The 19,302-nt window shown below is 50.9% G+C and carries 13 protein-coding genes; 5 read left to right on the forward strand and 8 right to left on the reverse strand.

Features of this window, described 5'->3' with window-relative positions; all coding sequences use genetic code 11:
* Position 1: 1 nt before the first annotated feature.
* The 5 genes from FN808_RS03495 to FN808_RS03515 all read left to right on the forward strand — a co-directional run bounded on the left by FN808_RS03495 (position 2) and on the right by FN808_RS03515 (position 7,035).
* Positions 2–2,551 (forward strand): ABC transporter permease, encoded by a 2,550-nt coding sequence (locus FN808_RS03495; protein ID WP_142713166.1) that lies wholly within the window; start codon positions 2–4, stop codon positions 2,549–2,551.
* A 619-nt stretch (positions 2,552–3,170) separates the two neighbouring features.
* Positions 3,171–3,857: a YiaD family glycine zipper/OmpA-like lipoprotein gene (locus FN808_RS03500; RefSeq protein ID WP_142713167.1), complete on the forward strand. Its 687-nt coding sequence runs from the start codon at positions 3,171–3,173 to the stop codon at positions 3,855–3,857.
* A 133-nt stretch (positions 3,858–3,990) separates the two neighbouring features.
* On the forward strand, positions 3,991–5,097 hold the full coding sequence (corA, locus tag FN808_RS03505) for a magnesium/cobalt transporter CorA (protein WP_142713168.1): 1,107 nt from the start codon (positions 3,991–3,993) through the stop codon (positions 5,095–5,097).
* Positions 5,098–5,143: 46 nt separating this feature from the next.
* Positions 5,144–6,028 (forward strand): universal stress protein, encoded by an 885-nt coding sequence (locus tag FN808_RS03510; RefSeq protein ID WP_142713169.1) that lies wholly within the window; start codon positions 5,144–5,146, stop codon positions 6,026–6,028.
* An 11-nt stretch (positions 6,029–6,039) separates the two neighbouring features.
* Positions 6,040–7,035: an endonuclease/exonuclease/phosphatase family protein gene (locus tag FN808_RS03515; RefSeq protein ID WP_185958233.1), complete on the forward strand. Its 996-nt coding sequence runs from the start codon at positions 6,040–6,042 to the stop codon at positions 7,033–7,035.
* 91 nt (positions 7,036–7,126) lie between these two features.
* Here FN808_RS03515 and FN808_RS03520 read toward each other — a convergent pair whose 3' ends face one another.
* The 8 genes from FN808_RS03520 to FN808_RS03555 form a co-directional block, all read right to left on the reverse strand.
* Positions 7,127–8,605, reverse strand: coding sequence for an OmpP1/FadL family transporter (locus FN808_RS03520; RefSeq protein ID WP_142713171.1), 1,479 nt, complete (start codon positions 8,603–8,605; stop codon positions 7,127–7,129).
* A 60-nt stretch (positions 8,606–8,665) separates the two neighbouring features.
* Positions 8,666–9,937, reverse strand: a complete 1,272-nt coding sequence (locus tag FN808_RS03525; protein WP_142713172.1) for a DUF3300 domain-containing protein — start codon at positions 9,935–9,937, stop codon at positions 8,666–8,668.
* Positions 9,938–10,061: 124 nt separating this feature from the next.
* Positions 10,062–10,697: a response regulator gene (locus tag FN808_RS03530; RefSeq protein WP_142713173.1), complete on the reverse strand. Its 636-nt coding sequence runs from the start codon at positions 10,695–10,697 to the stop codon at positions 10,062–10,064.
* Positions 10,698–10,736: 39 nt separating this feature from the next.
* Positions 10,737–13,607, reverse strand: a complete 2,871-nt coding sequence (locus FN808_RS03535; protein ID WP_142713174.1) for a ligand-binding sensor domain-containing protein — start codon at positions 13,605–13,607, stop codon at positions 10,737–10,739.
* Between the two features lie 183 nt (positions 13,608–13,790).
* Positions 13,791–14,645 (reverse strand): sigma-70 family RNA polymerase sigma factor, encoded by an 855-nt coding sequence (locus FN808_RS03540; protein ID WP_073062696.1) that lies wholly within the window; start codon positions 14,643–14,645, stop codon positions 13,791–13,793.
* A 180-nt stretch (positions 14,646–14,825) separates the two neighbouring features.
* A complete protein-coding gene (locus FN808_RS03545) occupies positions 14,826–15,995 on the reverse strand; it encodes a phosphopentomutase (protein ID WP_142713175.1) in 1,170 nt (389 codons plus the stop codon).
* Positions 15,995–17,509, reverse strand: coding sequence for a GAF domain-containing protein (locus FN808_RS03550; protein WP_142713176.1), 1,515 nt, complete (start codon positions 17,507–17,509; stop codon positions 15,995–15,997). The genes FN808_RS03545 and FN808_RS03550 overlap by 1 nt, the downstream gene beginning before the upstream one ends.
* Before the next feature lie 7 nt (positions 17,510–17,516).
* Positions 17,517–19,301 (reverse strand): M3 family oligoendopeptidase, encoded by a 1,785-nt coding sequence (locus tag FN808_RS03555; RefSeq protein ID WP_142713177.1) that lies wholly within the window; start codon positions 19,299–19,301, stop codon positions 17,517–17,519.
* Position 19,302: the final 1 nt, after the last annotated feature.

Consider the following 19,302-nt stretch of genomic DNA (forward strand, 5'->3'; position numbering starts at 1 on the left):
TATGTCTTCATTTTTCTCAAGCTGGTCCTGGAAAATGGCCTGGCGCGATGCACGGTCAAACAAAAAACGACTGTTCGTCTATATCTCGGCCATTATCATCGGAGTGGCTGCACAAGTTGCCATCACCTCCTTCCGTGACAGCCTGAACCATACCATCAATAACCAGTCCAAGGAACTGTTGGGGGCCGACCTCGAAATTGAGACTGAACAGCCCTTTCCTGATACTTTGCAGGCCTACGCCAATGCCCTGGGAGGCGAACAGGCGTTTATCACCGAGTTCCCGTCAATGATCCTTTTTCCATCGAACGGCGCCACTCGCCTTTCCAACATTCGGGCGCTGGAAGGGGCTTTTCCTTTTTACGGCACCCTTGAAACCGAACCGGTCAGTGCTGCCGAACAGTTTAAAACAGATCGCTCTGCACTTGTAGACCAAACCCTGCTAACCCAGTTTGACCTCGGAGTTGGCGATTCCGTCAAAGTGGGCGAAGTTACCTTCCCCATAGGCGGGGCCATCACCAAAGTGCCCGGTGAAGCGGCAGCAGCAGCCATGGTCGGCCCGCGTGTATTCATCCCCCGGGCCATGCTCGATTCCACCAAACTGGTTCAGCGCGGAAGCCGGGTGGAATACAAGCGCTACTTCAAATTCCAGCAGGACCGCGACATGGCTCCCATCGAGGCAAAGCTCGACTCACTGGAGGATGAGCTCGGCATTGACATTGATTACGAGACCGTTGAGGAACGAAGGGAGGAAATTGGAGAGGCCGTCGGCAACCTGGGTAAATTTCTGAACCTGGTTGGTTTTATTGCTCTTCTGCTCGGAGGTATCGGGGTTGCCAGCTCAATCCATGTCTACATCAACCAGAAGATCAGCACGGCCTCCGTATTGCGCTGTTTTGGCGCCTCCTCCGATCAGACTATGAGTATCTTTCTGATTCAGGCGGTTGTTCTGGGCTTCCTGGGAGCCCTGACTGGTACGATCCTGGGCCTGGGCATTCAATATCTGCTTCCCAATCTTGTAAGCGATTTTCTACCTGTCCAGGTTGAGTTGACGGTCTCCTGGCTTGCTATTGCTCTGGGCCTTTTCACGGGTACAGGGGTGGCGCTTGTATTCGCCCTCCTGCCCCTTCTGGCCCTCCGCCAAGCATCTCCGCTGTACGCCTTGCGGACAATCGAAGAATCCATCACCTCGCTTCTGTCCCACAAGGTCAAGTTCCTTATTTATGCTGTAGTTGCTTTTACCATCTTTGGCTATGCCACCCTGCTTACTGACAGTTGGAAGGTTGGTGGCTTGTTCACCCTGGGCATGATTGCAGCCTTTGGGCTTCTGCTGATCGTAGCCCGGCTGCTGATGAAAGTGGTAAAGCGGTACTTTCCCGATCACTGGCCCTACGTCTGGCGCCAGGGGCTGGCCAACCTGTACCGGCCCAATAACCAGACGGCCACCCTGATGCTTTCACTGGGTCTGGGCATGCTGCTTGTGAGCACTCTTTACTTCAGCCAGGATATGCTGATGGAGGAACTCGACTTTGCCACGCGTGAGGAGGCTCCCAACCTTATTTTTTTCGACATACAGCCCGACCAGAATGAAGGGCTTAACCAACTTCTTGACGAAGAGGGACTGCCACTCCTCCAGAACGTTCCCATGGTCACCATGCGGCTGGACTCCCTGCGGGGTCGCAGTAGCCGCGCCATTTCCGAGGATACCACCAGCAAGGTCCGCGGATGGGCCTTGCAACGCGAATATCGATCCACCTACCGCGATTCGCTGGTCAGCTCTGAGACGCTTGTTGAAGGTGAGTGGACAGGGAAAGCCGATCCGGCCCGAGGAGCGGTCCCCGTGTCCGCAGCCCGGGAAATTGCTGAAGACCTGAATCTTGAAATCGGAGATTCGCTGACCTTTGATGTGCAAGGAGTCTCTGTCCAGGCCTATGTGGGCAGCATCCGTGAAGTGGATTTCAGGCGGGTTCAGCCCAATTTCTTCATGCTCTTCCCCACTGGCGTACTTGAACAGGCGCCGCAGATTTATGTGACCGTAACCCGGGCCCCCAGCCAGCAGGTGTCGGCTGAAATGCAGAAGGCGGTGGTCCAGGCCTACCCCAATATCTCAGCCATAGATGTAAGCCGTATCCTGGAGACCATCAATCAATTTATTGATAAAATTTCATTCGCCATCCAGTTTATGGCCCTCTTCAGCATTCTGACCGGTCTCATTGTGCTGGCCAGCTCAGTGGCAACCAGCCATTTTCAGCGAGTCAGGGAAAGCGTGCTGCTGCGGACCATGGGGGCCAGCAAAAAACAGATCATACAGATCCTCTCAGTCGAATACCTATTCCTGGGCCTCCTTTCCGCACTGACGGGGCTGACACTTTCTGTCACGGCCAGCTGGCTTCTCGGATATTTCTACTTTGACCTGGTCTTCGTACCCAGTTTCTGGGTAATCATCGTTGGCACGATGCTAATCACAGGACTGACGATACTGATCGGGATGATCAACAGCCGCAGCATCTACAACAAAACACCGCTCGAAGTACTGCGGGCAGAAACAACCTGATGTTCTTCATAGCGTTCTCCCGGCAGCGTTTGAAAAACCTGTACCCCGGCTGAAGAACAGCCAAACGGGGGCCCTGGTTAAAACAGAGGATGAGCTGTTGAGCTTTTTAAATGCTGCAGACCCGCCGGCATACTGGAGTTCCCTGTTCAGGGCATGGGGGCCTGATGTCACTTTAAAGATCCCCTCTCAACAGGGAAACACGCAGATAACCGAAATATGATATCCCCGGCAAAAAGACTATTGAGAATCCGCCCGCCTGCTTTTACGGTTTTTTCAATCATACATAACCCAAAGGGCACGTTTCCAGCTGTGTGCCTGACAGTACCCCATATCCCACCGGCAGATGGTGAGCCGGGGCTACGAATAGGCAACATGCCTGCTGCCTTGCAGATCCCTCTCAGGCCTGAACACGCTGGCGGGGAATATAAATTTACTCTGGACTGCATCATCAATTTTACCGCAGATACAGGCTGTCCGGCGACATTTTCGTTCTTCCCAAATGGGAACGAAATAAAGATATAACTCATTTGTGCCCATGCAGTTAAACCAAACTGGAACATCTGCCAACTAATTAGCTATAATGCATTGTTCCATTTAAATTCAAATTATTCCTACTGTTATGACAACATTTAAAAAAGGTACGGCAATTGTAGTTTGTATTGGCTTAATAGGTATATTATTTCAGGGATGTAAAAGCTGGAGCAAGACTGCCCAGGGCGGTGCCATCGGCGCCGGGGCCGGTGGACTGGCCGGAGCGGTCATTGGTAAAGCTGCCGGCAATACCGTCACCGGTGCCATTATAGGTGCTGCCGTCGGTGGAGCTGCCGGAGCAGCCATAGGGAATTATATGGACCGGCAGGCCGAAGAGATCGAAAGCGAGTTGGAAAATGCCGAGGTCGAACGAGTAGGCGAGGGTATCAAAATTACCTTTGATTCCGGAATACTCTTTGATTTTGACTCCTATGCCCTCCGTTCGGAGTCCAGGGAAAGCATTGAAGAACTCTCGGATATCCTGAAAAAGTATGAGGATACCGAAATCCTGTTTGCCGGACACACCGACAGCGAGGGCTCGGCCGAATACAACCAGGGGCTCTCTGAAGATCGCGCCAAGGCTGTAGCAAGCTACACTTCCGAGCAGGGCGTCTCAAGTGAGCGGATGATTATCACCGGCTACGGCGAAGAAGATCCGGTAGCTGATAACAGCACCGAAGCAGGCCGACAGCAAAACCGCCGCGTTGAGATCGCCATCTATGCTAACGAAGAACTCAAAGAAAAAGCACGGAATGGAGAATTAGGCAACAGCTGATACAATCGATACCTATCATTAGACCGAAAAAGGACCCGTACTGCTCTGGTGCGGGTCCTTTTTTGATGTTTGTAAATACCTTCAGTCTTGCCCATATTAAAGTATTCATCGACAAATTAAGTGAGCAGCTGAAATGGCGAAAAAACGATTCTCTCCCCTGACACGGCGAAAGCAGCTTCCCTCCCAGAAACCGGGTACCGCCCCGGGCACTGTTGAATATGTGGGGCACCAGAAAGTAGAGGAAGTTATCATTTCTCTTTACGATTATGATGAGGATCATATTGATCAGCTGTCGGTTACCGACATCGAGGAATGCCGTCCCTACCTTGAAAATCCTACCAAGACCTGGATTCACGTCAAGGGTCTGCATGATACGGAAAAGCTCAAATCAATCTGGTCCTTTTTTGACCTTCATCCCCTCATACAGGAGGATATTGTCAATACCGGGCAGCATCCTAAAATGGAAACCTACGGGAATTGTATCTTTTTTGTTTTGCGCATGTTCACCTATTCCAATGAACAAAAAGAACTCCATTCCGAGCAAATAAGCATCGTACTGGGCCCCAATTATGTCCTTTCGTTCCAGGAAACCGATCTCGATCATTTCAGACCTATTCTAAACCGACTTTCCGTTCAGGGGGGGCGGCTGCGGATCCATCCGGTTGATTACCTGGCTTATGCCCTCCTGGATACCGTCGTAGATCATTATTTTAGCGCACTGGATAACATCGGGGATACTATTATCCAAATTGAAGATGGCCTGTTTGAAGACGGAAATAAAGATCTGCTGCACCGGATCCACCGCGTGCGGCGTGAAACCGCACTCTTCCGCAAGTCTATCCGTCCACTGCGCGAGGCCATCAATGCTGCAATCCGGGATCCATCTGACCTGATATCCGATAACACCAGGCTATATTTGCGCGATGTCTATGATCACATCATCCAGGTTATTGACACGATGGAAAGTTACCGCGATATGGTGCTCAGCCTGCACGATCTGTACATGTCGAACCTGAGCAACAAGATGAATGAGGTGATGAAGGTACTTACAATCATTGCCACCATCTTTATCCCGCTCACCTTCATTGCAGGTATTTACGGAATGAATTTCAATCCCGAGGCCAGTCCCTATAACATGCCGGAACTCAATACCTACTGGGGCTATCCGGCCTCGCTTATTCTTATGGCTCTCATTGCAGTAGCTATGATCTTTTATTTTAAAGAAAAAGAATGGCTATAACCCGGCAAGGCTGTTATCTTAACCCAATAAACATACCAAACCTATTATGGAAAACATCAAGATCCTTGTACCGCTCGACTTTTCTGAACTCAGCACCAGCGCGCTGCATTCAGCACAGAAAATAGCTGAACTGTTCCAGGGTTCGATCACCCCTTTCCACTCCTACCTGCCACTTAATGAGGTAGACGGCGGGCCCTATATGTTTGGAATGGGTTCCACGGCAATAGATGATTACGACGAAATTGAAGAGGCCTTGAACAGCCGGCTCACCGAGCTGGCCGACGAAAACGTCGAACAATCTCTGCTCACCAAGCCCCGTATTTCCATTGGCAATCCGGCCCAGGCAATCGTGGAGGAGGCAAAGGATTTTGACATGATTGTCATGTCAACCCACGGTCGCACGGGCTTTTCGCGCTTTTTCTTGGGTTCTGTGGCCGAAAAGGTCCTGCGCATGGCCCACCTGCCGGTGCTCATTGTCAATGAAGAGCGTGAAATCACCGGTCTCGACAAGATCCTGTTGACTACCGACTTTTCCGATCACTCCAAGGAGGCCTTCTCCTATGCCAAAGAGATTGCGCTCAAGGCCCGTGCCCGCCTGGAACTGCTCAACATTTTTGCCTACGATCCTGAACATGACAACGACCCCGACAAGTCCAAAATTGACCTGCGCGAGCAGCGGCTGAAGGTACTCGCCAAAGAGGAACTCCACGAACTCGGGGACCTTGTATCCACGCGGGTGATTGTCTCCACAGAGACCCCGCACGAGGCAATACTTAATTATAACCTGAACAATCCGCAGGACCTCATTGTCATGTCTACCGTGGGTCGTACCGGCATTGACTATCTTATGATGGGGAGCACCACAGCGAATGTGGCCCGCCATGTCAAAAGCCCGGTATTGAGCATCAATCCCAAGCAACAAGCCGAATAGCTATCAAGCCTTTGAAGAATCATCCCTTAAGCAGCACCCTGTGGTTCCTCATTATCATCCTAATACTGAACGGCTGCGGCACCCCGGGTTATCAACCCGGGGACGAAGCCCCGTATGAGGAGATCCCGCCAACGCAGGAGGTAGCTCCGGACGGCATCCTGGAAACCGTAACCTGGAATATCGAATGGTATGATGCCGACGATAATTTCCAGCAGACGAAAAATGCCGTTCGCGTTATGGACTCATTGAATGCAGACCTCTATGCCCTCCAGGAAATTAATAGCCAGCAGGCGCTCAACCAACTGCTTAGCCCGCTTACCGGCTACCGCGGAATCACTGCCGAATACATAAGCCAGGGACAGAAGATGGCCTTTGTTTACAATAGCAACACCATCGAGGTCCTCGACAGCGGCGCTATCGAATCTACAGATGTACCCCCGGCCTACCAGGAACAGTGGAGCTATTACTGGGCCAACGGAAGAGAGCCGCTCTATGTCAGCTTCAACTATCGTTTCGAGAATACGAGGATACCTTTTTATGCCATTGTGATTCATGGCAAAGCAAACTATGGCGACAACAGTGAAGAGTATGCCGAGGCCTACCGGCGCCGACAACAGGCTGCCGAGGGACTCTATCACTATTTAATGGACGAGCATGCCGAGGCCAATATTATCCTGCTGGGCGATTACAACGACGATGTGGACGAATCACTCTACTATTACTCACCCGGGGACTTTGCGGAGACGCCGTATGACGAGTTCATCAATCATCCCAGCCATTTTGAAATCATAACCCATCAGTTATCGAAAGAGAAGCGCTCGTCTTCAATCAATTATATGGACGAAGGCAACCTTATTGACCACATCACGATGAGCAATGAGCTCTACCAGATGTATGTAGCCCAGAGCGCGGCCGTCTATGACGCGCCGCTCACCTATATTCCCAACTTCGAACGGACCACTTCCGACCATCTGCCCGTTTGGGCCAAATTCGATGTGACACAGTAGCACCAGTGGCTGCTGTCGGTGAAACACGGCCGTTACTTTCACGTGGGAGGCTCTGACGCCGCCGCAAATTTGCCTGTTGCTTTGCGACTGATTACAGTGCCACCTTGAAGCCCGCCATCACGTTCAAACGACTTACGTCTTCACGGGCATATTCCCCAACAATACTGCCATCGGCCGCTTCATATTCGTACAAGCTGTTTTCGTCATCCCACAGGCTGTACTGCAGGCCAAGGTTAAAGCTCATTCCGCGACTGAAGCGGGCGCTGAATCCACCGCTGAGAACTTGGCGGCTGCGATCAAAGCCTTCCGTAGGACTGGCAAAATAGGCGTAGCCTATGCGCGGGGTAAACTGTTCATTCAGTTCATACTCCAATCCCCCGCGAAGATTCATGACATCACTGAAATTGCTGCTAATACTGTTGTTGACATCTGCTTCATAGTCACTGAGCCCCTCTTCGTCATACTCTGCATTGGAGTAAAATACGCCCTCGGCCAGTGCAGAAACCGTAAGTCCCTCCTCCGTTGCATAGGTAAACCCTGCCTTCAGCCGTGACGGCCGGATGATATCATAGGAAAAGGAGCCCGGGGCGTCATGTTCCTCCAGGTCGCCATTGTCGAAGGTGGTGGAAATGACGGTATTAAATTCCTCGTCGATCTGCAGCCTGCTTGGAAACTCGTAGCTCGCACCAAAATTCCACTGGTCCGAGTATCGGTAGACCACCCCCAGCTGTGCATTGAAGGCTTCGATGGTAGCATCAATGGTATCCAGGCTGAGTATATCGTCGATGTCGGTGTTAAGCACCCTGTTGGAATAGTCATTGTTTCGGTCTGACTCCAGAAAGTCACGCTCATAGGTATAGCTGCCACTCGTATAACCAATGGTCGCCCCGAGATAAATATTCTCCATCACTTCCGAGGCAATGAAGGCTGAATACTCGCCCAGCTGTCCTTTTTCTATCAGCTCCATATGCTGGTGAATGCCCCGGTATCCATTCGCCCGGAATACAGAGGTCGTGTTGTCATAGGAGTCGTCATTGGGATCGGGGTCGTAGATAGCAAATGCATCATAGGCAGCAAAATAAAGATCGTCGCTCACAAAGGAGCTGTTGTAGAAATCCGTCAACGTCGATTTGTTGTTACGAACATTGACTGACAGGGCCCGGTTGAAGTTGCTGCTCTGGCTGTACCCGCCCCCCATGACCAGGCTTCCGCGGGCAGTGGGAAAGGTATAGACAAATCCCAGATTTCCAATTCCCAGCTGGCTGTCCGAAAAGTCAACGGTATTGCCCCTGTAACTACCGGACTCATTGACATAACGGGTACTCAGATCAAAGGAGAGATAGCCCTGCTCTGCCAGGGCCATAGCAGCCGGGTTGTCCTGGTAGGCCCCGAAGCCCGTATGACGGGCAATGCCCGGCATCACCACACTAACCGCATCATAGGAGGGGAATTCCAGGCTGTAGCGGAGTACATCGTCAGTGGTTTGTGCCTGAACAGTGGAAAGACTGCCCAGAAGGGCAAACAGAATCAAAACGCTCCCAATATTTCGTGACATACGTTTGGTATCCATAGCGAAATAATTAAGGTATGAAGATGATACAGGTTGGTCTTTGAGTATTCTCAGCTTCACTTAATTGCCGCGACTGCGCGAGGAACGCCCCGAAGAGCGGGACTTGCCGGAGGAAGACGATGAACGGCTTCTAACCGCAGACCGGCTGTTGCTCCGGCTGCTGCGCTTGATCGTGGGTGTTCTTTTTGAGGAACGCTCAGAACGAACGGTTGATCGGCTTGAGGTCCGGTTCCGACTGTTTGTTATTTTAACATTATTATCAATAACCTTTTTCAATCGGTTAAAAAAACCTCCCCGGCTCCGGTTATTATCTGACCTGCTGTTTCCGTTAGCCGGGCGAAGTTCGCGCTGCTGTGACCGTGTGTCATTGAGAATACGGCGACGATCAAGAACACGGCTGCTTCGATCCCTGGAAGGCTGTAGCCCTACTCGACTGATCTTGTCGGAGGAGGCGTCGCTGTTTCTAGAGACGTCGTTATGAGACTGCAGGTTATTTCCATCTCCCCTGCTTCGACTGCTGCCTCCGCTGCTCCGGCTTCCAGAGCTGCTACTGCCGCTGCTTCGGCTTCGTCCGACGGAGCCCGAGGAACTGCTGGGACGTGAGCGGGTGCGTCCCACCGAACCACTGCTGGTCCGTGAACTTCCAGTTGAGCGTCTGCGAACCGTCGTTGAACGCGATGAAGTATCTGAACTCCGGCTTCGAACCTGGTCGCGGTCATCGGTTGATCTTGAACGACGGCGATCATCGTTAATACGGTTGGTTCCTATACTTCGGCGTCGATACGTTCTATCACTATCCGATCGATATACATTGCGATAGTATCCGCTGCCGTAGAAGTTATAGTAATTATAGCCAAATGGCCGGTGGTAGCCGTACCAATAGGGATCATAGTAAAAACTGTTGCCGTAGAAGCTGTGATAGTACGGGCTTCCCCAGGAAAATGAAAAACCGAAGCTGTTATAGAAAGAATGATGAAAACCGAATCCCACACTCATCCGCCACCGGGTATATGGACTCAATGCCCAGTAATGGGAAGAGAAATAAGGCCACGAACGGGAATAGCCCCAATAGGGATCATAAAATGAATGATAATTCCAGCTTGGACCAAAATAATCGCTGCGGTAACTCCGGTACGGGCTACAGAGACAATCGGCGTAACGCCTGGCATACTCATAGTCTCTGTAATCAATGGGAATGTAGGCCTCCTCTTCGTATCGCTCTTCTTGTTCCGTGTAGCTGTCATCCTGAGACTGCGTATACTTGAGCTGGGTATAACACCCCGTAAAGAGTGTAGCTGAAAGCACTAGTAGAACAAATTTGACAAATTTCATGGTAACCTCCGTCTATACGCTTAATTGCCAGACATTGAGGCTATTCACTACGCAGACCTCAATTTCTATTTATAAAATAACCTCTTCGAAGTATATCAACAATCACATGATCATGTTAGACCCTTTAGATCTCACCTTTCAGTGATTTTGCGATGACCTCCGCTTTAGAATTAACGTGTAACTTCCTATAAATGTTTCGTATGTGAGCCCGCACAGTATCAATGGATATGTCGTAACGATCAGCAATCATTTTATAGCTCAGCCCGTCGACAAGTCCATTGACAATATCATGCTCGCGGGGGGTTAAATCGGATTCGGTATCTTTCCCGGGATTATCATCCTGAAAATGCGTGATCACCTTGCGTGCAATCTGAGGCGACATCGGGGCCCCGCCCTCCAGCAGCTTGAGAATGGATTCCTTGATTTCCGGCAGCGAGGTATGTTTAAGCAGGTAGCCCGAAGCTCCCGCGCGCAGGGCTTTAAAAATTTTATGGGAGTCGTGGTAGACGGTCAGCATAATAATTTCAACATCCGGATATTTATCCCTGATTATGCCGATCCCCTTGATTCCCGACATGCCCGGCAACTGGATATCCATCAGAATGACATCCGGTGCAGGATGTTCTTCCAGGTAGTCAAGCATTTCTTCCACCGAATCCACCGCCACGGGGCAGGACAGTTCATCCTGCATATCCAGGTAACGCTGAATCAGGTCTCGAATTTTCTTGTTATCCTCAACAATGCCCGCTATTGAAGCCATAATCACATGATTTAAGATGAATATTCGGCACCGGGCAGGTTACTCCCGGTTTTCCACTTGCACTTCAAACCCTTCGCTGCTGTTAAATGTAATATCTGCATCAATACGTTTCGCTCGCATTTTCATGTTACGCAATCCCTGCCCGCTTTTACGTTCGTTCCGAGCAGCTGTGCCGTTATCACTGACATTCAGTGTAAAATGCCGGCCTTTTATGCTAAGCGCCACCTGTACCTTTTCAGCATTGGAGTGCTTGGCGATGTTATTAATTGCCTCCTTAAAAATAAGGTACAAATTTTCTTTTAGCGAAACTTCGATCTTTTCCTCCATATCGCCATCAAAGCGGTAGGTAACCTGCAGGCTCGGCAGCACGCTGTTCACATGATCCTGCATGCGGTCAGTGAGATCGCCCAAGGTATCATTGCGGGCATCAATAGACCATACGATATCATCCAGGCTGGATACGATCTTCCGACTCTGGCTTCCGATCTGCTGAATGGAATCCTGCAGCGGATCTGCAACATCCATGGTCTGCAGAAAATCGGACTGCAAAGCGATCTCTGTAAGCGCAGACCCCACATCGTCGTGCAGATCGCTGGCAATACGGACCCGCATCCGTTCGATATCAACCATTTTTTTGACCCGGTAATAATTATAGATAAAAGCGATAAGCCCGCCTATTGCAAACAGTACCAATAGTATAAACCACCAGCGAAGCCAGAAAGGGGCCAAGACCGTAAAGTCCACCGAAGCGCGCTGGGTACTCCATCGGCCGTCATTGTTCTGGGCCATCACTTCGAAGGTATAGTCGCCCGGAACCAGAGCAGGGTACCGTACGCTCCGCTGAGTCGTCGTCTGCCAGCCCTCCCCTGAATTCCGGAGACGATACCGATACTTAACCTGGTCGGGTGCCGTAAAACTAATGCCGATAAAGTTAAAGGTGATATTGTGGTTATTGCTGCCTACCTGAAGGTCAGACCCCATACCGATTTCCTCGCCCGACACGCTGATACCTTCGATGTGTACTTTGGGAGCCGCCCGATTGACTTTTTCGCTGGAGGGATCAAATTGGGTTACCCCTCCCACAGAGCCAAACCACAGGTTGCCATCGCTGTCTTTGAAAGACGCACCGGCATTCATCTCGTTGGCCGCCAGTCCCTGGTCCTGTGTGATAAGCTTGAATGCCTGTACTTCTTCCGACTGTTGACCTGAACTATAGGCTTCATAATCAAACCGTACGAGGCCCTTGTTGGTGCCTATCCAGAAGATGCCCCGGTCATCCTGTTCGATAAAATAACACACTTCATCCGGCAGCCCATCGTCCCCCGTTATCGGTTCAAATCTCCCGTCCTGAAACTGCGCGATTCCCCCAAAGGTCGCAAACCAGAGGTTGCCGGCCTTGTCTCTGAGGATATCCAGGACGCCGTTGTTTGGCAGGCCGTCCTGGATGCCGTAATTTGTAATCTGCCCGTTGCGTAGGCGGCTGACACCGCCATAGGTTGCAAACCAGACCGAGCCGTCATCATCATCCTCCACAGCCATAACGGTGTTATTTGCCAGGCCGTCGTCTTCGGTCATCTGTTGAAACCGCCGGCCGTCATATTTGAGAATACCCTCCCCATAGGTACCCAGCCACCAGGTGTCCTCCTGCTGCTCCAACGGATGAAGAGCCCTAATCTTTCGATAAGGCAGGATATGTTCATCGAAATTTCTAAACTCTCGGCCATCATAGATACTCAATCCCCATCGTGTACCGATAAACAGCTCATTTTCCCTGCTGGATTTCAGCGTGTATACTTTATTGTCTACCAATCCATCCGCCCGGGTAAAGGTGGTAAATACCCCGGCTGAATCAATACGCACGATGCCCCCGCCGTAGGTCGCTACCCAGTGATTTCCCGTTCGATCTTCCGTTATTGAAGTTACCACGTTGTTAGGGAGCCCCTCCTCGACGGTGTAGCTTTTGAACTGGTTACCCAAAAACAGGCTGATACCACCCCCCAGGGTTCCAAACCATATATTGCCCTCCCGGTCGTAGACCGTCGTCTGAATGATATTATTCACCAGCCCCTCCTCTACCGAATAATTGGTGAACGTACCTTCCGAAAAAAAACTGCTTCCCTCTTCTGTTCCGAGCCACAGTTCATCGGCCTCCGTCACAGAGATAGACTGTATGCGATTATTGACAAGGCCATCATCCTCGGAATAACAGCGGAAGCCTTCGTCCTCCAACCGGCAGAGCCCCCCCCGACTGGCAATCCAGAGTTCCCCGTCCGAAGTCAGGGCCAGGTCGCGCAGCCGGTTATCGGGCAATCCATCCTCTTCGGTATAAGTCCTGAAGTTGCCTTCCTCAAGCTTAGTCAGCCCGTCCCGGGTGGCAAACCAGAGAATGCCCTGTTCATCTTCGACTATTGCACGCACGCGATCGTCGGCCAGCCCGTTGACCTCGCGGTATTGTGTCACATTTTGCCGACCATCCCAGTACCAGACTCCTTCGCCGTCAGTGGCAAACCAGAATTCATCCAGCTGATCCTGGTAGATATCCAGGATGGTACTCACATTCAGGGCCTGGAGAGCCGAAGGCTTGTGGATACTGTCGGCTTTTATAAGGTTGACGCCGCTTTCAGTCCCTATCCACAGCTGGTTATCCCGGTCTTCAAAAAGGGCCGTTACCTTGTTGTCGTGAAGGCCATCCTCGCGGTAATAATTTTTAAATTGGATGCCGTCGAACCGGTTTAGGCCGTAGCTGGTCGCAATCCAGAGGTACCCTTCATGATCCTGCATCATTCCATTCACTACCGATTCGCTGAGTCCTTTCTCGATGGAATAGGTACGAAAAGGAAGCACCTGGGCCTCAGCAACGCTGCCCAGCACCAATACCATCACTGCAAGTATAAAAGAAAACCGCTCCATAGAGATATTACTGATGGAAGTATCCTGCGAGATATTAAATTTACCTGCCTTGAACGTGACTCATTATCATTTGACTGTTCCCGTCTCCAGAGGTAACGCCCTCATTCTATTAAAAGTTTGTCAAAATAAAAAAGGCCCCGGTCAACCGGAGCCTTTATCACCTGACAATTTCTTAATCAAACCCTATCCCAAGTAGGCACGCAGGGCCGCACTTCGATTATGGTGGCGCAGCTTGCGAAGGGCTTTTTCCTTAATCTGCCGTACGCGCTCCCGCGTCAAATCAAAGCGTTCGCCAATCTCTTCAAGCGTCAGGGAGTGTTCACGGCCAATGCCAAAATAGAGCCGGATAACCTCTGCTTCCCGATCCGTCAATTTTGAAAGGGCCCGCTCAATTTCCACTTTGAGCGACTCGCCCATCAGGTCATTGTCTGGATCCGGGGTTTCCTCATTCTCGAGAACATCCAGCAGACGGTTGTCCTCGCCCTGGGCAAATGGGGCATCCACTGAAAGATGGCGACCGGATATCTTGAGCGTATCAGCCACTTCGGAAACAGTCATATCCAGGCTTTCAGCCAGCTCGGCGGCCGAAGGCACTCGTTCATATTCCTGTTCCAGCTTGGAAAGTTCTTTGCCAATCTTGTTGAGTGCGCCAACGCGGTTTAACGGCAGCCGTACAATCCGGCTTTGCTCGGCCAGTGCCTGAAGGATTGACTGGCGAATCCACCATACGGCGTAGGAGATAAACTTAAATCCCCGTGTCTCATCAAAACGCTTTGCCGCCTTGATCAGTCCCAGGTTTCCTTCATTAATGAGATCACCAAGTGATAACCCCTGGTTCTGGTACTGTTTGGCCACAGACACCACAAACCGAAGGTTCGCTTTTGTTAAATCCTCAAGCGCTTTCTGGCTGCCTTTCTGGATCTCCTTGGCCAGCCTTACTTCATCTTCCGGGGTGATGAGCTTCTCTTTGCCAATCTCCTGTAAATAGCGATCGAGTGATTCCGATTCTCGAGTAGAAATACCTGAACTTCTTGCCACGGGCTTGTAATGGGTTTATTGATAATTTCAGTGCAAAATTGTTAAATTTTGAACCGTTTTTGACGGCTTCAACATCAAACTAGGGTAAGGTAACGCTTAATTTAACATAATGTTGTCCTTTGAAATCCCTATAATATAAGGTTTCTATTGGATAATAACGAACAAAGATCTTGCCGGCTATCATTCCTTCATAAGCATACTTTTCCCGTGGAAATCAGCCGAGAGTCCAAAAAAATCAGCAATAGTGCAGGCAATATCGCTGAAGGTCTCTCGTGTACCCAGGTTCAATTGTTCAGCACAGGAGCCCGGAAAAACCAATACAGGCACAAACTCCCGGCTGTGATCGGTGCTGTCATTGGTTGGGTCATTCCCGTGATCGCCGGTTATGACAAGCAAGTCATCGTCCTGTACCTTGCTGATGATAGCTGGTACGGCACGGTCAAATTCCTGTAAACTCTGTGCGTAGCCTTCGGCATCGAGGCGATGACCGTATTTTTGATCTGTATCGATCAGGTTCACAAAAACGAAACTGTCGGAGATAGCCGACATAAGGCTGAGCAGCTGGGAGATCCCCTCGGCGTTGTGCCGGGTCCGCCGATACTGGGTAAAATACCGTTCGGAAAAGAGGTCCACAATCTTGCCTATGGCATAGGTTTTGACCCCGCCCTCCCTCAGCTTGCCCAAGATGTTTTGTTCCGGCGGTGCGATGGAAAAATCATGCCGCTGCTCCGACAGTCGCTCAAACGCGCCTGGCGGCCCTTCGAAGGGCCGGGCAATGACCCGTCCCACCCCATGTTCGCCGGTCATAAGGCGATCGCGAGCGAAGGCACACCACTCGTAAAGCTTCTCGACCGGGGTTACATCCACATGAGCAGCCACCTGGAATACACTGTCAGCCGATGTGTAGACGATCGGATAACCGGTCCTGAGGTGCTCCTCTCCGTAGTCTCGAATAACCTCGGTGCCCGAATAGGACTCGTTGACCAGTACTCGTTCCACCCCGATACCGCCACAGAATTGCTGGATAATGTCCTCCGGGAACCCATCGGGATAGGTAGGAAAAGGACGGTTCAGATGGATTCCCGCCATTTCCCAGTGGCCGGTGGTGGAATCCTTGCCAACCGACTGTTCACGCATTTTCCCGTGGGCACAAAGAGGGTTCGATACAACCGGTACCGAAGCAACGGGAATAATGTTTCCCAGCCCCAGCCGTTCCAGGTTGGGCAGTCGGCAGCTGGTCTGCTCGCAAACATGCCCCAGGGTATTCTCTTCCTCATCGCCGTAGTCACCTGCGTCTTCCTGCGCACCGACTCCCAGCCCATCAATCACAATTACGTAGCAACTACCCATTATTGAAGGCTCTCATTTTTATTGGATTTCATGGCTCTTGACAAGGCCGACTTGGCCTTGGACAGTACCTGGTAAGAGTCGTCGGATTCTTGGTCCAGCTTTATGGATCCCACTGTAATATCCGTTTCAATATGCATCCCGTTGGTGAGTTCGAACGAATTTGAAAATTTCTTGCGCAGCGAAGCGACCCACTTTCTGAGCGCATCCGGATCTTTGTTCTGGATAAAGAAGGAGTAAATGTAGTCGGAATGGAATCCCAAAATACCGGTATACCCGTACTGGGAAGGATTAAAGGTCGTTATCAGATCGCGCTGCATCTGGTCCAACTGGTCAATTCGCATCTTGGTTCGCAGCTTCGGCAGGTTTGAGAGGGTGAGCAGTCCAAACCAGGAATGATATTGCGATTCCTCGCGACTAATATTGCGAAGCTCCGAGTCCACGGTCTTTTCCCAGAAATCCGGCAGGAAAGCCCCGAATTGATTGGCAAAAACCGGCTCATCAATATCAATATTGGGATCATTGCCCATAATCTGCAGTCCCGCCACCCGTACAAGATTCATCAGCTTGTGCTTGGTCGACTCCTTGAAAACAAGTGGATTTTTATCATAAGCCAGCACGACGCCCTGCCGACGATCATTCATCAGGAGTGGTATGGCTATGGTAGCCCCGTCGGTATTCCGTTCACGCGGAGACAAGCGTTTTGGGCTGTTATTAAAGTGAATGGCAAACTCCGTATTCCCATTCTCGGCGGCTTCACTGGTGAGCGACCGTTTTTCCATTGTCATCCCGATGGGCAATACGTGCTCCGCCTGATCCGCATTCATGACATTGCACCAACTTCCCATGCCCTGTGTGACAAAGGAAACGCCCCCGTCGGGCAAAAATTCCTGCATGACGTTCAGCAAGCGCTTCACCAGTTCGGCACGATGACAGCGAACGTTCAACCGGTCAAGGCATTTTTCATAATCAATCCACTCATTTTGCTGTTCGTAAAGATCACTGATCTCCAGGTAGGTATTAAGCACGTTGCGCAAGGCATCGATATAGGAGTATATAACTTCGCTTTTGCCTTCGGTAAAGATGTGATCGCGCGATTCAAGCACCGTTATAGCGACCGTTTCACCGTTGTTTACAAAAGGAAGCATAGTCACATACCGAATCGGAACCTCATTATAATAGTGCTTCAGCAGGGAAGCATCCAGCCCGCGTCCCACTTCCCGTGCCGTGGGCTCGGTAATATCTTTAAACTCATTTAGAAAATGGTTTTCAAAGTGCAACCGATCTTTGAACATTACGTTGTCGAGCTCCGTGGATTTGGTCTCAAGTACGAACTGTTCCCGCGAGCGGTTGATCCAGTACAGGTAGACCGTCTGCATCCCGGACGCACTTCGCATCAGAAAGACAAGATCCTTGAGTACATGCTTGAATTCCCGGAGTGCCTTTTCCTGACGCTTTTGTCCCATTATTTCCGCCTTCGATCGATCCTCTTCAGGTGCGGACGCATAGTTGTTCATATTTCGTTTAGCTGATCTTTTGTGCCAATTCTTCTGCTTGTTCAATCATCTGTTCAATCGCTGAGAGCCCACCGTCCCAAAAATCGGGTTTGGTTATATCAAGACCCAGTTTACCCACAATTTGTTCCGGCCAGTCAGCACCTCCTGCACGCAGCATGTCGATATAAGCATCCGAAAATCCGTTTTCTGACTGTGTATACTGTTTATAAAGTGCCAGAACCAGGAGCTCCCCGAAAGCATAGGCATAGACGTAACCGGGAGTATGCAGGAAGTGGGGAATATAACTCCACCAAAGGTCGTACCCTTCCGTCAATGTCACCGAATCACCGTAGATGTCGGTCTGTGTTTTTCGCCACAGGGCTGAAAATTCGCCGGTCGTCAACTCACCCTCTTCCCGGCGCTTGGTGTGGATGGCATGCTCAAACCTGTTCATGGACACTTGTCGAAATACCGTAGCAATAGTATCATCAATTTTACCAATCAACAGGGCCAGTTTCTCCCTGGGATCATCCAGTTTGCGCATCAATGCCTGGAAAACGAGCATCTCCCCGAATACGGAAGCCGTCTCTGCCGTAGTCAGCGGCGTACCGGCCTGCAGCACGCCCTGTTCCCGAGACAGATACTGGTGGACCCCGTGGCCCAGTTCATGAGCCAGAGTCTGGACGTCCCGGATTTTTCCGTTGAAGTTCATAAAGACATAGGGATGGACCGAGGGCACCGTGCTGGCTGAATACGCCCCGCCCCGTTTCCCCGGCTTGATAGCAGCATCAATCCACTGTTGCTCAAAAAACTCCCCGGCTATCTCACCCATCCGTGGATGAAACTCGGAATAGGAATCCAGCACGGTACGCCGGGCCTTGTCCCACTGAATTTGCTTTTGGGTCTCCAGCAGCGGGGCATAGCGGTCGTAATCATACAATTGATCATAGCCCAGCAGGGATCGTTTAAGCTCGTAAAACCGGTGAACCAGGCTGTACCTTCCGGTGACAGCCGTCACCAGCAGATCCACGGTCTGGTCTTCAATTTCGTTGGCCAGGTTGCGCGAGGATATCCAGCTCGGATAGTTGCGCAGCCTGTCGTCGGTATGCTTGTCGGCCAGCAGGGTGTTAAATATAAAGGTCATTGACCGGCTCAGTTCTGAAAAGGTACCGGTAAGTGCTGCGTGAGCTTTTTTCCGGAGCTCTCGTTCAGGCTCATGCAGCTTGCTCAATGCTTCCTGCTGCGTTAGTTCCTCCCCGTCGAGGGTAAAGCGGGCAGCGCCCATGGTTTCATCGAAATAGCGATTCCACGCACTTCGTCCCGTCACCTTCTTGGCGGAGAGCACCTGTTCCGATTTTTCGTCCAGGATATGCGGCTTGTAGCGGCGTGATGTTTCCAGGTAATGCCGATAGTGCTCCAGGGTTTCACTCTCGATCAGCCGGCGGGCCTGTTCATCATCCATCGCCAGCCACTCCACATCAAAGAAGACCAGTCGCTGGTGAATTTCCGACGACAGCTCCCGGGCTTCCTGAACTAATTTGCCGTATTCAGCGTTGGAAGTGTCGGTTGACCAGATAAGCTGGGCATAGGATCCAATTTTGCCTGATAATTCCAGGATTTCCTCATATTCCTGCAGAGCCTGATTCATCTGCTGTTCATCGAATTCCATGACCTTGTTTTTATACGAGGAAACAAATTCATCCGCTTTTCTGCGAACACGTTTTTTATCGTTCTGCAAGGCGGGATCATCGATTGACTTGTATAAATCGGAAAGATCCCAGGTTATATTTTCAGCACCGGTTGGGTCGCTCACG

It is taken from the genome of Fodinibius sediminis (assembly GCF_900182555.1).
In the GTDB taxonomy this organism is placed as follows: Bacteria; Bacteroidota; Rhodothermia; order Balneolales; family Balneolaceae; genus Fodinibius; species Fodinibius sediminis.

Excerpts from the sequence above, each read along its gene's own strand:
- FN808_RS03535 (WP_142713174.1), bottom strand. The coding sequence starts at position 13,607 with ATGGAGCGGTTTTCTTTTATACTTGCAGTGATGGTATTGGTGCTGGGC.
- FN808_RS03550 (WP_142713176.1), bottom strand. The coding sequence starts at position 17,509 with ATGAACAACTATGCGTCCGCACCTGAAGAGGATCGATCGAAGGCGGAA.
- FN808_RS03530 (WP_142713173.1), bottom strand. The coding sequence starts at position 10,697 with ATGGCTTCAATAGCGGGCATTGTTGAGGATAACAAGAAAATTCGAGAC.
- FN808_RS03500 (WP_142713167.1), top strand. The coding sequence starts at position 3,171 with ATGACAACATTTAAAAAAGGTACGGCAATTGTAGTTTGTATTGGCTTA.
- corA (WP_142713168.1), top strand. The coding sequence starts at position 3,991 with ATGGCGAAAAAACGATTCTCTCCCCTGACACGGCGAAAGCAGCTTCCC.
- FN808_RS03520 (WP_142713171.1), bottom strand. The coding sequence starts at position 8,605 with ATGGATACCAAACGTATGTCACGAAATATTGGGAGCGTTTTGATTCTG.
- FN808_RS03495 (WP_142713166.1), top strand. The coding sequence starts at position 2 with ATGTCTTCATTTTTCTCAAGCTGGTCCTGGAAAATGGCCTGGCGCGAT.
- FN808_RS03525 (WP_142713172.1), bottom strand. The coding sequence starts at position 9,937 with ATGAAATTTGTCAAATTTGTTCTACTAGTGCTTTCAGCTACACTCTTT.
- FN808_RS03510 (WP_142713169.1), top strand. The coding sequence starts at position 5,144 with ATGGAAAACATCAAGATCCTTGTACCGCTCGACTTTTCTGAACTCAGC.
- FN808_RS03545 (WP_142713175.1), bottom strand. The coding sequence starts at position 15,995 with ATGGGTAGTTGCTACGTAATTGTGATTGATGGGCTGGGAGTCGGTGCG.